The 13,314-nt window shown below is 70.7% G+C and carries 11 protein-coding genes; 1 reads left to right on the top strand and 10 read right to left on the bottom strand.

The annotated features are described in order from the left end of the window. Positions 1-85: 85 nt before the first annotated feature. The 6 genes from DXK32_RS02180 to DXK32_RS02155 form a co-directional block, all read right to left on the bottom strand. Positions 86-817 (bottom strand): helix-turn-helix domain-containing protein, encoded by a 732-nt coding sequence (locus DXK32_RS02180; protein ID WP_114857017.1) that lies wholly within the window; start codon positions 815-817, stop codon positions 86-88. Positions 818-997: 180 nt separating this feature from the next. Further along, entirely contained in the window at positions 998-2,314 is a 1,317-nt protein-coding gene (locus DXK32_RS02175) for a four-carbon acid sugar kinase family protein (RefSeq protein ID WP_114857016.1), read from the bottom strand. Further along, positions 2,311-3,582 (bottom strand): ribulose-bisphosphate carboxylase large subunit family protein, encoded by a 1,272-nt coding sequence (locus tag DXK32_RS02170; protein WP_114857015.1) that lies wholly within the window; start codon positions 3,580-3,582, stop codon positions 2,311-2,313. Before DXK32_RS02170 ends, DXK32_RS02175 begins: the two co-directional genes overlap by 4 nt. Before the next feature lie 8 nt (positions 3,583-3,590). Continuing rightward, positions 3,591-4,130: a VOC family protein gene (locus DXK32_RS02165; protein WP_114857014.1), complete on the bottom strand. Its 540-nt coding sequence runs from the start codon at positions 4,128-4,130 to the stop codon at positions 3,591-3,593. A gap of 44 nt (positions 4,131-4,174) precedes the next feature. Continuing rightward, entirely contained in the window at positions 4,175-6,064 is a 1,890-nt protein-coding gene (locus DXK32_RS02160) for a TRAP transporter large permease subunit (protein WP_247876932.1), read from the bottom strand. A 50-nt stretch (positions 6,065-6,114) separates the two neighbouring features. Continuing rightward, entirely contained in the window at positions 6,115-7,170 is a 1,056-nt protein-coding gene (locus tag DXK32_RS02155; protein WP_114857013.1) for a TRAP transporter substrate-binding protein, read from the bottom strand. Positions 7,171-7,304: 134 nt separating this feature from the next. Between DXK32_RS02155 and DXK32_RS02150 the strand changes: the two genes are divergently transcribed. Further along, positions 7,305-8,402 carry a LacI family DNA-binding transcriptional regulator gene (locus DXK32_RS02150; protein ID WP_205215628.1) on the top strand — a complete coding sequence of 366 codons (1,098 nt, stop codon included), beginning with the start codon at positions 7,305-7,307 and terminating at the stop codon, positions 8,400-8,402. Here DXK32_RS02150 and DXK32_RS02145 read toward each other — a convergent pair. The 4 genes from DXK32_RS02145 to DXK32_RS02125 form a co-directional block, all read right to left on the bottom strand. After that, a complete protein-coding gene (locus DXK32_RS02145; protein ID WP_114857012.1) occupies positions 8,368-9,306 on the bottom strand; it encodes a DMT family transporter in 939 nt (312 codons plus the stop codon). The two genes, DXK32_RS02150 and DXK32_RS02145, sit on opposite strands and share 35 nt — an antisense overlap. A 239-nt stretch (positions 9,307-9,545) precedes the next feature. Next, a complete protein-coding gene (locus DXK32_RS02135) occupies positions 9,546-10,490 on the bottom strand; it encodes a 3-keto-5-aminohexanoate cleavage protein (protein WP_114857011.1) in 945 nt (314 codons plus the stop codon). A 60-nt stretch (positions 10,491-10,550) separates the two neighbouring features. Then, the gene (locus DXK32_RS02130; RefSeq protein ID WP_114857010.1) at positions 10,551-12,113 is read right to left on the bottom strand and encodes an acetolactate synthase large subunit; all 1,563 of its coding nucleotides are present in this window, start codon (positions 12,111-12,113) and stop codon (positions 10,551-10,553) included. Beyond that, entirely contained in the window at positions 12,110-13,171 is a 1,062-nt protein-coding gene (locus tag DXK32_RS02125; RefSeq protein ID WP_114857009.1) for a histone deacetylase family protein, read from the bottom strand. Before DXK32_RS02125 ends, DXK32_RS02130 begins: the two co-directional genes overlap by 4 nt. Positions 13,172-13,314: the final 143 nt, after the last annotated feature.

The raw sequence follows: 13,314 nt of genomic DNA, 5'->3' as shown, positions 1-13,314 counted from the left end.
GTGCAACGCAAAGGGAGTAAGGGGTACGTTGCGGGCGGCCGAATGGATTTCCCTTGAATGCGCAGGGTGATCAGGGTGCTTGGTTTCAAGCGCACTCGGCCAGATCGGCCAGGGCTTCGGCGTCCAGCAGCTCGACCCGGCCGCCGTCCAGGATGCGGATCAGGCGCGAGGTCTTCAGCTTGGTGAAGCCGCGCGACACCGTCTCCGTGGTCAGGCCGAGATGGTCGGCGATGTCACAACGGCTCATCGGCAGGGCGATGGCCCGGCCGGCACCGGCCCGGCGGCTCAGCGCCAGCAGGAAGCTGGCCAGCTTCTCCAGCGCCGACTTGCGGCCGAGCAGCAGCATCTGGTCCTGAGCCGCCACCAGCTCGGAGGTGGTGACCGACAGCAGCCGGCGGGCCAGGGCGGGCTGGGAGTCCAGCAGGGCGTCGAGCTGGCAGCGCGGGATGCGCTGGACGGTGGAGGCGGTGATCGCCTCGGCGGAGTAGAGGTAGCGGTCGGCGAAGGCCAGCCCGACCATGTCGCCGGCCTGGAGGAAGCCGATGATCTGGCGGCGCCCGTCCGGCAGCAGCTTGTAGAGGCGGATCATGCCGTCGACCACCCGGAAGACGGCGTCGGCGGCCTCGCCTTCGGCGAAGATGGACTGCTCGCGGTCGAAAACCCGGAATTGGGCGATGGCGGCCAGTGGGTCGATGTCGTTGGCGGCGAAGCCGGCGGCGGGACGGGAGGGGGCGACACGCGGCATCGCCATGACGGCGGCCTGATGGCCGTGCGGAACGCGCGTCGGCTGGGCGGCGATGGCGGTGTGAGCGTGCATGTCGGGCCCCTCGGCGTTCGTGGAAGCGGCCCGTCCCCGTGGGGCAACCGCTCGATGACCCGAAATTACGCGCCGCGGGGTACCCTGTGCAGTTCGGTCTTGTACCTAAGGGGCTTTGCGTACGTAAGACTACCTAGGGGGCATGGCTGACACGTGGGGGCGGAAGGGGAGCGAGGACGCTCACCCTCCCTGCACCAGCCGTTCGAACAGGTCTTCCGGCCCCATCTGGCCGCCCTTGAGCATCAGTTCCATGCCGTTGCTTTGCGGGTGCGCGCTGTGGGTCAGGCTGACCGTCACGCCGGGGCTGAGCGCCGTCCGGTAGGACAGGCCCCACAGGCCCAGCGCCTTCACCGCCTTGCTGGAGGTGTCGCCCCCGGCGATGCCCATGCGGCGCAGCGGTGCCGTGCGAGCGACCGAGGCCACGAAGTCCGCGGTGGCGTCGGCGATGGCGGCGGACTTGGTGGTGTCGGGCGCCTCGCCCTCTACCGGGGCGGTCCACACCAGCACGTTCCGCCCCTGGCCCAGCAGGCCGGCGATCTCGCTCCGCAGCCGCTCGCGGTAGGCGGCGTCGCGGCACAGGGCGCCCGCGTCCGCCGGCATCCGGTGGAAGGAGGAAGCCACGGCAATCTGCCGGCGCGTGACCGGCGACAGGCTGCCGGCCAGCACGAAGACCGGCCCCTCGGCCGAGGCCAGGGGCGCGTCGCCGACCGTCTCGTCGCGCTCCCACTGGGTGGCCAGCGCCTGGACCACGCCGCTCGGCCCGACCGCCAGAAGGGGGGAGCGCCGCGCCCCCTCCCAGATCAGCCGGCCGGCGGGCGCCAGATCCTCCGTCCGGGCGATGTCCAGCAGGACGGCGGGTGCGCCGCCCGCCACCATCCGGTCCAGCTTCTCGTCGAGAGCCCCGGCGTCCAGCCCATAATCCGGATAGTGCAGGGCGCCCATCCCCGCCAGCCCCTGCGCGGCGAGATGGAGGCGCAGGTCGGCCTCCGTCATCGGCGTCACCGGGTGGGCCTTCATGGTCGGGTGTCGGTCGATGCGGTGGACCATCCCGCCGGTGCCCGCCGCGGCGAACAGCGTGCTGAACAGGCAATAGCGCCCGATGTTGGGCTGGCCGCCGACCACCGGCAGGAAGCGGTTGGGGAAGAAGGACCGCAGGGCCGCCACCGCCGCTCCGATGCTGCCGACCCGCGGCGCGCTGTCGAAGGTCGAGCAGCACTTGTAGTGCATCACCGGCACGCCGAGCCCGGCGAAGAAGCGCCCCACCGGTTCCAGCTCGGCCCGCAGGGCTTCCGGGTCCATGGTGCGCGATGCCCCGGCGATCCCCAGCGCGTCCAGCGGGCCGAGCCCGGCCAGCCGCTCCGCGTCGGGAATCTCCAGCAGCAGCAGCGCCCGCTGCCCGGCTTTCGCCAGCGTGGCCAGCGTGTCGGTGGCCCCGGTGAAGTCGTCCCCGTACCAGCCCAGACGGGGGCCGGGCCGGGGCGGCGGATGGCTCGTCACTTGGAGGCTCCGAAGAACTCCAGGGCGCGCTTCAGCTCCGGCCGGGTCGCGGCGGCGTCCGGCAGGGCGACGCCTTCCCGCACCGCGGCCCAGGCCTGACGGATGCTCGTCACGCCGGCGGCGGGGCCGTCCGGGTGGGCCATGATGCCGCCGCCGGACATGAACAGCAGGTCGTCCGTCCCCACCGCGTCCCAGGTGACTGGAACGGTCCCCGCCCACTGGCCGGAGGAGAAGGCCGGCATCACCGCGTCGTCGCAGCCCTCGGCCAGCGGCGCGAGGCAGGACGTGGCGCCGTCGATCACCTCGGCGTCGGGCTGGGCGAACTTGCCCTGGAGGCCGTGGACGTGCATGTGGTCCACCCCGGCCAGCCGCCACAGCGTCTGGTAGGCGTCGAAGCCGATGCCCAGGCTGGGGTGGCGCGACAGGGCGCCGAAGCCGTTGCGATGCCCGTGCAGGACCAGCCCGCTGTGCCGGCGCAGCGTCTGCACGGCGGAGAAGCCGCACCAGTTCAGGCTGACCATCACGCAGCTTCCGCCCTCGCGCTCCACCAGATCGGCGTGGCGGCGCATGGCGTCCGTCTCGTCGCTGATGTTGAAGGCGACCATGACGTGCTTGCCGGTGCGGTCCTGGTGGCGGCGCACCCGGTCCATCACCGCCGGCACGCGCTGGGCCAGCGGGGCGTGGACCGGATCGGCGCAGATCTCGTCGTCCTTGATGAAGTCCAGCCCGGCGGCGCAGAGCGTGCCGACCAGCTCGCCGGTCTCCTCCGCCGACAGGCCGAGGTTCGGCTTGATGATGGAGCCGACCAGCGCCCCGCGCTCCACCCCGGTCAGCCGCCGGGTGCCGGCAACGCCGTGACGCGGCGCGTCGAACTGCTTGCGGTAGGCGGCGGGCAGGCGGACGGAGTCGAGCCGCAGGCCGGTCACCTCGCCCAGGTCGAACAGGTTGCCGGCCACCGTCGCGGCCAGCGTCGGCAGGTTGGCGCCGACGTTGCCGGTGGGGAAGCTGATGGCGACGCGGGCGCGCCGCCACGGTCCGGGTCGCCTCTGCCGCTCCAACCAGGAATTCGGCAGGCTGGGGGACGCGGCGGGTTCCAACTCCTCCACCCGCTCCACCACGGCGCGGGCGCGGGCGCGCAGGTCGTCCGTCTCGCCGTGGACGCGGGTGAAGGTGCCGCAGGACTGCTCCCCGGCCATGACCTCCGCCACCTTGGCGGGGTCGAGCGGGGTCTCGATCAGATAGGTCGCCTCGAAGCGGTCGGAGCGCATGGCGAGACTCACAGGCGGCTGAGGTCGGGGAAGGGCCGGACCGGATCGCGGCCGTCCCAGTCGAGGGAGGCGTTGCGGATCAGGTCGAACATCTTGCCCTTCGGCCCGGCGACCTCCGACAGCTCGATCACCGTGCCGGGGTGGTACTCGGTGTCGAAATAGACGAAGCGGCCCTTCTCGCCGACCTCGCCGCTCATCACCGGCTTGAAGCCCTGGGCGGTCAACCGCTCCAGGTCGGCGTCGTAGTTCTCGGTCCAATAGGCGACGTGCTGGAGGCCGGTGCGGCCCGCCTTCAGGAAGTCGCGGTACATGGACGGCGCGTCGTTGCGGGTCTGGATCAGCTCCATCTGGAGCGGGCCGGAGTTGGCGAGCGCCACCGAGTTGTGAACTTCGTACCGCTCCCCGCGGTAGGTGTAGTTCTTGATCGGAACCCGCTCGTTGTAGAACCACGGGCCGATGCCCAGGGTGCGGCTCCAGTAATCCATGGCGGCCTCGATGTCGTCGACGACGTAGCCAGCCTGCCGGATCTGGCCGAAGAATCGGCTCATGAAGGAACTCCTGATTTTATCGTTATGGGGGGACCGGCAAGACTTCAGTAGGGAAGGAAGCCGGTGGAAATCCACGGAATGGCGGCGACCACGATCAGGCCCACGAGAAGGGCGGCGACGTAGCCCCAGATGTGCTTCAGGCCTTCGTCCGGGCTGACCTTGCTGATGGCGCAGGCGCCGTAGTAGCCGACGCCGAAGGGCGGGGCGAACAGGCCGATTCCCATGGCGAAGATCACGACCATCGCGTAATGCACCTCGTGCACCCCGGCGTCGCGGGCGATGGGGAACAGCAGCGGGCCGAACAGGACGATGGCGGGGATGCCCTCCAGAACGCTGCCCAGGATGATGAAGGCGACGATGGAGATGGCGAGGAAGCCGTAGCCGCCGCCGGGGATGTCGGCCATCCACAGGGCCAGCGCGCGGGAGAAGCCGGACTGCGTCAGGCCCCAGGCCATGGCGGTGGCGCAGCCGACGATGAAGATGATCGCCCCGGTCAGCGACGCCGTCTCGATCAGCATCGGCTTCAGCCGCGCCCAGTCGAACTGGCGGTAGACCAGCAGGCCCATCAGGGTGGAGTAGGCGATGCCGATGGTCGACACCTCGGTCGCCGTCGCCACACCTTCCACCACCGCAGCGCGGATGACGAAGGGCAACAGGATGGCCGGCAGGGCGGCCACGGCCAGACGGGCGATCTCCGACGCCGGCGGGCGGCGGATGTGGCTGAGGTCCTCATGGCGGTAGCGCCACCAGACGACGGCGCAGAGCGCCGCACCCAGCACCACCGCCGGCAGCAGGCCGCCCGCGAACAGCGCCGCGATCGACACGCCGGTGACCGAGCCGATGGTGATGAGGACGATGGAGGGCGGGATGGTCTCGGTCTGCGCGCCGGTCGCCGACAGCAGGGCCACGAGGTCGCCCGGAGGGGCGCCGCGCTTCTTCATCTCCGGGAACAGCACCGGGGCGATGGCCGCCATGTCGGCGATCTTCGAGCCGGAAATGCCCGACACCAGATACATCGCCCCGATCAGCACGTAGGACAGCCCGCCGCGCACATGGCCGAGCAGGCTGGCGAGGAACTGGATCATGGCCCGCGCCATGCCGGTCATCTCGATCAGCAGGCCGAGGAAGACGAACAGCGGCACCGCCAGCAGGATCAGGTGTGACATGCCCTCGTCCAGCCGCCCGACCATGACGAGCAGCGGGGTCGAGGTGGTCAGCGCCAGATAGCCGAAGGTGGCCAGCGCGAAGGAGAAGGCGATGGGAACGCCGCCGAACACACAGGCCGCGACCACGCCGACGAAGAAGATGACGAGGTTGGCCTGCCCCAGCGGCTTCAGCACCGGGCCGGCCAGCCAGAAGGCCACGGTCACCGCCGCGGTCAGGGCGACCGCTGCCAGGGTGATCCGGAGGTTGCGCATCCGCATCAGCCGGATCAGCGCCACCACGGCCATCAGCCCCAGTCCGGTCGGCAGGGCCGCCGCGCGCCAGGCGTTGCTGATCTCCAGCGCCGGGGTGACGATGAACTGCTCCTCCATGGCGTAGTCCAGGGCGGGGTGCAGGATCATCGCCAGGAAGGCGATGGGGGCGGTGATCGCCAGCGTTTCCAGCAGGGCGCGCGGCGTCGGGCCGACGCGGCTGACCAGACCGGTCATCCGCATGTGCTCGCCGCGGCGCAGCGCCACCACGGCGCCCAGCATGGACAGCCACAGGAAGAGGATGGAGGCCAGCTCGTCCGACCACACCAGCGGCGCGTGGAAGACGTAGCGCGCCGTCACCCCGGCCAGCAGGATGGCGATCTCGGCCAGAACGATGAGGGCGGCCACACCCTCCACCGTCGCGGCGAGGCCGCGGTCCAGCCGATCGGTCCAGGAACCGCCGGACGCGGCCCCTGGCATGGCGCCGCCCTCGTCGAGCGCCGTCGCGTGGTGAGCCAAAGCCGCACCCTCCCTTCCCGTGTTGTCCACAGCCGTTCTTCAGGCCGGCGTCAGGCGAGCTTGCCGACGGCGCCTTCCAGCAGCGCCCAGGCCTCGTCGCCGAAGCGGCCCTTCCATTCGCCGTAGAAGCCGCTGTCGCGGAGCTTGGCGCGGAAGCTGTCGGGGGATGGCTGGTTGAAGGCCAAGCCCTTGGACTGGAGGTCGGCCTGCACCGACTGGTTCAGCGCCTTGATGTCCTCGCGCTGCTGGACACCGGCGTCGTTGATCGCGGTGGAGACGATCTTCTGCAGGTCCGGGGGCAGACCGCGCCACGCGCGCCCGTTGGCGATGAACCAGAAGCCGTCCCAGATGTGGTTGGACAGGGCGCAGTACTTCTGCACCTCGTACAGCTTGGCGACCTGGATGATCGGCAGCGGGTTCTCCTGCGCGTCGACGATGCGCGTCTGCAGCGAGGAATAGACCTCCGAGAACTGGAGGCTGGCCGGGGCGGCGGACAGCGACTTGAACATGGCGATGCTGAGCGGGCTGACCGGGACGCGGATCTTCAGCCCGTCCATGTCGGCGGCGGTCTGGATCGGCTTGGCCCCGCTGGTCATCTGGCGGAAGCCGTTGTCCCACATCTTTTCGAAGGCGTGCAGGCCGACCTTGGAGATGGCGCCGCGCACATGCTCGCCCAGCTTGCCGTCCATGGCGGACCAGACCTGCCCGTAGTCGGCGAAGGCGAAGCCGACGGCGTTGATGGCGGCGACCGGGACCAGCGTGGCGATGACCAGCGCCGACGGCGTGAAGAAGGTGATGCCGCCGCTGCGCACCTGCGACAGCATGTCGGTGTCGCCGCCGAGCTGGTTGTTCGGGAAGATCTGGATGTCGACGCGGCCGTTCGTCTCGCGGCGGATGCGCTCGGCCGCCTCGTGCGAGCGGACGTTCAGCGGATGGGTCAGCGGCAGGTTGTTGCCGTACTTGAAATCGAACTCGGCGGCGCGGGCGATGCGCGGCGCGCCGATCAGGGTGGCGGTGCCGGCTCCCGCGGCCAACCCGGCAGCCATTCCGACCGCCGGAGTGGCGGCCAACCCCTTGAGCATCGTGCGGCGCGAGAGCGGGTTCATGCTTTCCTCCCAGGAAACGTTGATGTAGTTTGATGTTCGACGGTGATTGTTGGTTGGACGGTATGTGCGCGAATGGCCGGTGTCAAACGCGAATGATGATGTGATTTGATGGGATCGGAGGGTTTTGAGCCGTGATGCAGGATGATGCGGACGCCGTCGCCGCACCCTTCGAGACGAGGCCCGAAAGCACCCGTGGACTGCCGCGGATCGCCGACATCGCGCGGCTGTCCGGCGTCTCGACGGCCACCGTGGACCGTGTGCTGAACCACCGCCCCGGCGTGCGCCCGGCGACCGTGCAGCGCGTGATGAAGGCGGCGGCGGAGCTGGATTACATCCCGGAATCGGACCTCGGCGCGGCGCTGGGGCCGAAGCCGGTGCGGCTGGCCTTCCTGCTGCCCGACGGGACGAACCGCTACCTGACGCGGCTCGGCCAGCTCATCCGGCAGTCGGAAGCGACGCTGGCTCCGCTGGGCATCCGCGCGCAGGTGGAGTTCATCAAGAGCTTCAACCCCGACCTGCTGGCGCGCAGCCTGCTCCAGCACTGGCGCAAGGTCGACGGGGTCGCCTTCATGGCGCTGGAGCATCCGGCGGTGCGCGAGGCGGTGAACGAACTGGCGGCGCGCAACGTGCCGACCGTGACGCTGATCTCCGACGTGCAGAACTGCCGGCGGGCGGCCTATGTCGGACTCGACAACCGGGCGGCGGGGCGGACAGCGGGCTATCTGTTCGCGCGCTTCCTCGGCGGGCGGGCGGGCAAGGTCGCGATGATCGCCGGCAGCTTGAGCTACCGCGCGCACGAGGACCGCGAGCTGGGATTCCTCAACGTCCTGAAGGAGATGGCCCCGGCCATCGAGGTGGTGGGGCTGCGCGAGGCCCACGACGACGAGGCCAAGAGCTACCGGCAGACGCGGACGCTGCTCAGCCACCACCCCGACCTTGCCGGCATCTACACCATCGGCGGCGGGGCGGAGGGCGTGGCCCGCGCGCTGAAGGAGGCGCGGCGGGAGCGCGAGGTCGTCTTCATCGGCCACGGCTTCACGCCGGAGACGCGCGCGCTGCTGATCGACGGCACGATGGAGGCGGTGATCACCCAGGACCCGCGCAGCGCCCTGATGAGCTGCGCCGCCGTCTTCGCCAACCTGCGCGCCGGCCGGGAGGCGATGCACGGCGTGGAGCCGCCGCGCATTGAGGTCATCTTCAGGGAGAACCTGCCCCCCGCGGCTCCGCCGTGACCGGCGCCGGGGCGGGCACGGGCCGCTTGTCGCGCACCATGACGACCAGCAGGACGGCACACAGGATCAGCGCCAGCGCGGCGTAGGTGCGCAGCGGCGGTGTCTCCCCCAGCACGACGATGGCGCCGGTGACGCCGATCACCGGCACGATCAGCGAGCTGACCGAGGCCTGCGCGACGCTCAGCCGCCGCACGATGGCGAACCACAGCAGATAGCCGCCGACCATCGCCACCAGGATGTGGAAGACCAGCGCGATCAGCACGCGGGGCTCCAGCGCCAGTGTCGGGACGGGATCCATCGCCAGCGCGAAAGGCAGCACCACCGGCAGGGAGATGGCGAACTGCCAGCCGGTGATGGCGTTCGGTCCCATGGTCCAGGCCGTCCGCTTGATCAGGACATTGCCCAGCGCCCAGCTCAGCGCGCCGGTCAGCATGAAGGCGGGGCCGAGCGGCAGGGCGCCCAGCCGCAGCAGATCGGGGCCGAGCAGAACGGCCAAGCCCGTCAGCCCGCAGGCCAGCCCCATCCATTGGCGCGGTCCCGGACGCTCACCCAGGATCGGAATGGCCAGCAGCGTCGCCCAGGCCGGCATGGTGTAGGCGATGATGGCGGCGCCCGAGGTCGCCATGTTCATCTGCCCGAAGGCGGAGCAGATGTTGAAGCCCGCCATGTTCAGCAAGGCGACGGCGACCAGCGGCCAGCGCTGCCCGCGTGGAACGGCCAGCGATTCCCCGCGCGACCGCGCGTAGGCGAACAGCACCGCCGCTCCGACGGCGAAGCCCAGGCTGCGCAGCGTCCAGGGCTGGATCTGGGTGAGGATGATCTTGACGGCGGGCCAGTTCAGGCCCCAGCAGACGCTGATGAGACCCACCAGCGACAGATCCAGCGCCCGAGCGCGGCTTATCATGGCATGGGATTCCGGGTGTGGGGTGGATGGACTTTGTATCCCCTCTCCTCTCCGCTCACGCGCAAACGAAGTTTGCGCTGACGCGACAGGCGGACCATTGGTCCGCCGAAAGCGGGGAGAGGGTTAGGGTGAGGGGGTTGCGCGTGGCGGGACGTCCGGCAAAAGCGCACCCCCCTCACCGGCCCTGCGGGCCACCCTCTCCCCGGAGGGGAGAGGGTTCATTCGAGCGGAAATCCCGGTCAGAACCTCACCGCGTCGCCACCCTTCAGCGACAGCATGGCGCGGGCCTCGTCCGGCGTGGCGACCTCCAGGGCCAGCCCCTCGATCAGCTTGCGGACCATGGCGACCTGCTCGGCGTTGGAGGTGGCGAGGCGGCCCGGACCGGCCCACAGATTGTCCTCCAGCCCGACGCGCACGTTGCCGCCCAGGGCCAGCGACTGGGTGGCGATGGGCATCTGGTTGCGCCCGGCGCCCAGCACCGACCACACATACTGGTCGCCGAACAGCCGGTCGGCGGTGCGCTTCATGTGCATCACGTCCTCCGGATGCGGGCCGATGCCACCCAGGATGCCGAACACCGACTGCACGAACAGCGGCGGCGTCACCAGCTTGCGGTCCAGGAAATGGGCCAGCGTGTAGAGGTGGGATATGTCGTAGCACTCGAACTCGAAGCGCGTCCCGTTGCCGGAGCAGGTCTTCAGGATGTGCTCGATGTCCTTGAAGGTGTTCTTGAAGACGAGGTCGCGGCTGTTCTCCAGATAGGTGCGCTCCCAGTCGTGCTGGAACTCGGTGAAGCGGTTCAGCATGGGGAACAGGCCGAAATTCATCGAGCCCATGTTGAGCGACGCGACTTCCGGCTGGAACTGCGCGGCGGGGCGCAGCCGGTCCTCCACCGTCATGGCGGCGCTGCCGCCGGTGGTGATGTTCACAACGGCCTTCGTCGCCTGCTTGATGCGCGGCAGGAAGCGCTGGAACAGCTCCGGGTCCTGGGTCGGGCGGCCGGTCTCCGGGTCGCGGGCGTGCAGGTGGACGATGGCCGCCCCGGCCTCCACCGCGGCGATGGCTTCCGCCGCGATCTGGTCCGGCGTCACCGGCAGGTGGGGCGACATGCTGGGCGTGTGGATGGAGCCGGTGACCGCGCAGGTGATGATGACTTTGCGCGCGCTCTTCTTGGGCGTCGTCATGCTGTCCTCCCTTGTCTCCTCCCCCGCCCCGTGAGGGGGCGAGGGGGATGGTGTTGTCCGTCAGATCACCGCTTCGATCAGGAAGGGGCCCTTGCGGGCGAAGGCGGCCGACAGCAGGCGGTTGAAGCTCTCCGCGTCCGTGGCCTGTCCGCCCTCCACCCCCATGCCGCGGGCGAGCGCCACCCAGTCGAGGTCCGGGCGGCCCAGCTCCGTGCAGTTGCGGGCGTTCGGCCCCATGTCGCGGAAGCCCAGATTGCCCAGCTCCCACTGCAGGATGCCGTAGCGGCGGTTGGCGAAGATGATCGTCACCACGTCGGCCTGCTCGCGCGCCTGGCTCCACAGGGCCTGGAGCGTGTACATGCCGCTGCCGTCCGCCTGCACGGTCACCACCTTGCGGTCGGGGCAGGCGATGGCCGCACCCAGCGCCAGCGGCATGCCGATGCCGATGGCCCCGCCGGTGATGGTCAGCCAGTCGTGCGGGCGCGCCCCGGCGCAGGCCGTGTAGACCATCGGGCTGGAGGAAATCCCCTCGTCCACCACGATGGCGCCTTCCGGCAGCAGGGCGGCCAGGGACTGCCCGACGCTGTCGGCGGTGAGAGCGCCGGTCGCCGGGTCTGGCAGGGCGAGCGGCTGCACCGGAGCCGGCGTGCCGGCGGCGCCCACCGCCTCGACCAGCCAGCGCAGGGCGGCCAGCGCGTCGCTTCCCGGCGGGGCGACGCTGTGGATGCGGCAATCCTCCGGGGCCAGACGGCTGGGCTTGTCGGGGTAGCCGAAGAAGCCGACCGGCTCCCCCGAACCGATCAGGACGACGTGCTTGGCCCCGGCCAGCGCGGCGATGCCGAGGTCGATGGGGTAGGGAAAGCGCTCCACCGTCACGCGGCCCGCCCCGCGCTCGATGCGGGTGGCGCCGGTGTGGGCGTAGAGTTTGGCGCCGGTCGCGGCGGCGATTTGCCCGGCCAGGGCCAGCCCCTCCGCGCGCGTGGCGCGGCCGTTCAGCAGGACGACCACCCGCTCGCCGCTCCGCAGGGCATCGGCGGCGGCGCGCAGCGCCTCGGCGTCCGGGGCGGCGGGGGCCAGCGGTTCGACGACGATCGGCTCCACCGAAGCCGTGTCGTCCCAGGAGGAGTCCGACGGCAGAATCAGGGTGGACACGCCGCAGGGCGGGGTCAGCGCGGCGCGGATGGCCTCCGCCGTGTCGGCGGCGACCGAGGCGGCGTCCGGCACCGTGCGCACCCAGGCCGACATGGGCTTCGCCAGCCCCTCCACGTCGGAGGTCAGCGGCGCGTCGACGCCGCGGTGCCACGTCGCGTGGTCGCCGACGATATTGACCATCGGCACGCGGGCGCGCCGGGCGTTGTGCAGGTTGGCGAGACCGTTCGCCAGCCCCGGCCCGAGATGCAGCAGCGTCGCCGCCGGACGGTCGGTCATGCGGGCGTAGCCGTCCGCGGCACCCGTCGCCACCCCTTCGAACAGCGTCGGCACGCAGCGCGCGCCGGGCATGCTGTCGAAGGCGGCCAGCGCGTGCAGTTCCGACGTGCCGGGGTTGGCGAAGCAGGTGTCGACGCCGTTCGCCACCAGCGTCCGGACCAGGATTTCCGCGCCCGGGATTTTCCCACCAGTCATCGTGCCGCCTCCGTAAGCCCGCCCTCGAAACCGTCCAGGAAGCTGGCGAGATTCACCGCCAGCGCGTCGCAATCGTAACCGCCCTCCTGCACGACCACGGTCGGCAGGCCGGCGCCGGCGATCTTGCGGCCCAGCGCGGCGAAGCCCGGCGTCGTCACCTTGAAGAAGGCCAGCGGGTCGCCGACGTAGGTGTCGAAGCCCAGCGACAGCACCAGCGCCTCCGGCCCGAAGGCGGCGATGTGGGTCAGCGCCCCGTCCACCGCGTCGAGGAAGGTGGACTCCTCGGTGCCCATGGGCAGGGGGATGTTCAGGTTGCTGCCCAGCCCGCGGCCCTTGCCGCGCTCGTGCGCGTAGCCGGCGAACCAGGGGTAGAAGTTGTTGGGATCGCCGTGGATCGACACCACCAGCACGTCGTCGCGCTCGTAGAAGATGGCCTGCGTGCCGTTGCCGTGATGGACGTCCACGTCGAAGACGGCGACGCGCGGCGCGCGGCCCTGCTGGGCCAGCACCGGCAGCATCGCCTGGGCGGCGACGGCGGCGTTGTTGATGTAGCAGAATCCCCCCGCCATGTCGCGGGACGCGTGGTGCCCCGGCGGGCGGCACAGGGCGTAGGCCGCGCGCTCCCGACCGCTCGCCACCATCAGCGCCGCGTGGACCGCCGTGTCGGCGCCGCCGCAGACGGCCTCCCAGGTGCCGGCGCCGATCGGGCAGGCGGTGTCCGCCATGTGCCAGCCCGCCTGGCCGACGATGCCCGTCGGGTACTCGGCCATGTCGGTGTTGCGGTGGACGTTGGGGACGATGACCTCCGACGCGTCCGGCAGGGCCGACCAACGGGCGTGGGCGGTTTCCAGGAAGCGCAGGTAATCGGCGGAATGGACCGCCGCGCGCGGGCCGGCGCCGTAGGACGGCGGCTCCTCCACCGTCGCGCCGCGCGCCCGCAGGGAGCCGACAAGCGCCTCCGCCCGTTCCGCCTTCTCCGGCGAGGGCTTCGGCTGGCCGCGCACCAGGAAGGTCGGCGGACGATGGCGCAACTGGGCCTCGGCAAAGACGTAGCGCATGGACAGGCTCCCGGAGTGATGTGTTTCCCTCTCCCCTCCGGGGAGAGGGTTAGGGTGAGGGGGTTGCGCGTGTCGGACCGTTCGGCAAAAGCGCAACCCCCTCACCCCGGCCCTCTCCCCGCTTTCGGCGGACCGAAGGTCCG

Source organism: Azospirillum brasilense, from assembly GCF_003349955.1.
GTDB lineage: Bacteria > Pseudomonadota > Alphaproteobacteria > Azospirillales > Azospirillaceae > Azospirillum > Azospirillum brasilense_B.
This window is presented reverse-complemented; position numbering and strand designations above follow the sequence as displayed.

What these genes read in the sequence shown, in the direction of transcription:
- DXK32_RS02180 (WP_114857017.1), bottom strand. Translation starts at nt 817, where the DNA reads ATGCACGCTCACACCGCCATCGCCGCCCAGCCGACGCGCGTTCCGCAC.
- DXK32_RS02170 (WP_114857015.1), bottom strand. Translation starts at nt 3,582, where the DNA reads ATGCGCTCCGACCGCTTCGAGGCGACCTATCTGATCGAGACCCCGCTC.
- DXK32_RS02165 (WP_114857014.1), bottom strand. Translation starts at nt 4,130, where the DNA reads ATGAGCCGATTCTTCGGCCAGATCCGGCAGGCTGGCTACGTCGTCGAC.
- DXK32_RS02155 (WP_114857013.1), bottom strand. Translation starts at nt 7,170, where the DNA reads ATGAACCCGCTCTCGCGCCGCACGATGCTCAAGGGGTTGGCCGCCACT.
- DXK32_RS02150 (WP_205215628.1), top strand. Translation starts at nt 7,305, where the DNA reads ATGCAGGATGATGCGGACGCCGTCGCCGCACCCTTCGAGACGAGGCCC.
- DXK32_RS02145 (WP_114857012.1), bottom strand. Translation starts at nt 9,306, where the DNA reads ATGATAAGCCGCGCTCGGGCGCTGGATCTGTCGCTGGTGGGTCTCATC.
- DXK32_RS02135 (WP_114857011.1), bottom strand. Translation starts at nt 10,490, where the DNA reads ATGACGACGCCCAAGAAGAGCGCGCGCAAAGTCATCATCACCTGCGCG.
- DXK32_RS02130 (WP_114857010.1), bottom strand. Translation starts at nt 12,113, where the DNA reads ATGACTGGTGGGAAAATCCCGGGCGCGGAAATCCTGGTCCGGACGCTG.
- DXK32_RS02125 (WP_114857009.1), bottom strand. Translation starts at nt 13,171, where the DNA reads ATGCGCTACGTCTTTGCCGAGGCCCAGTTGCGCCATCGTCCGCCGACC.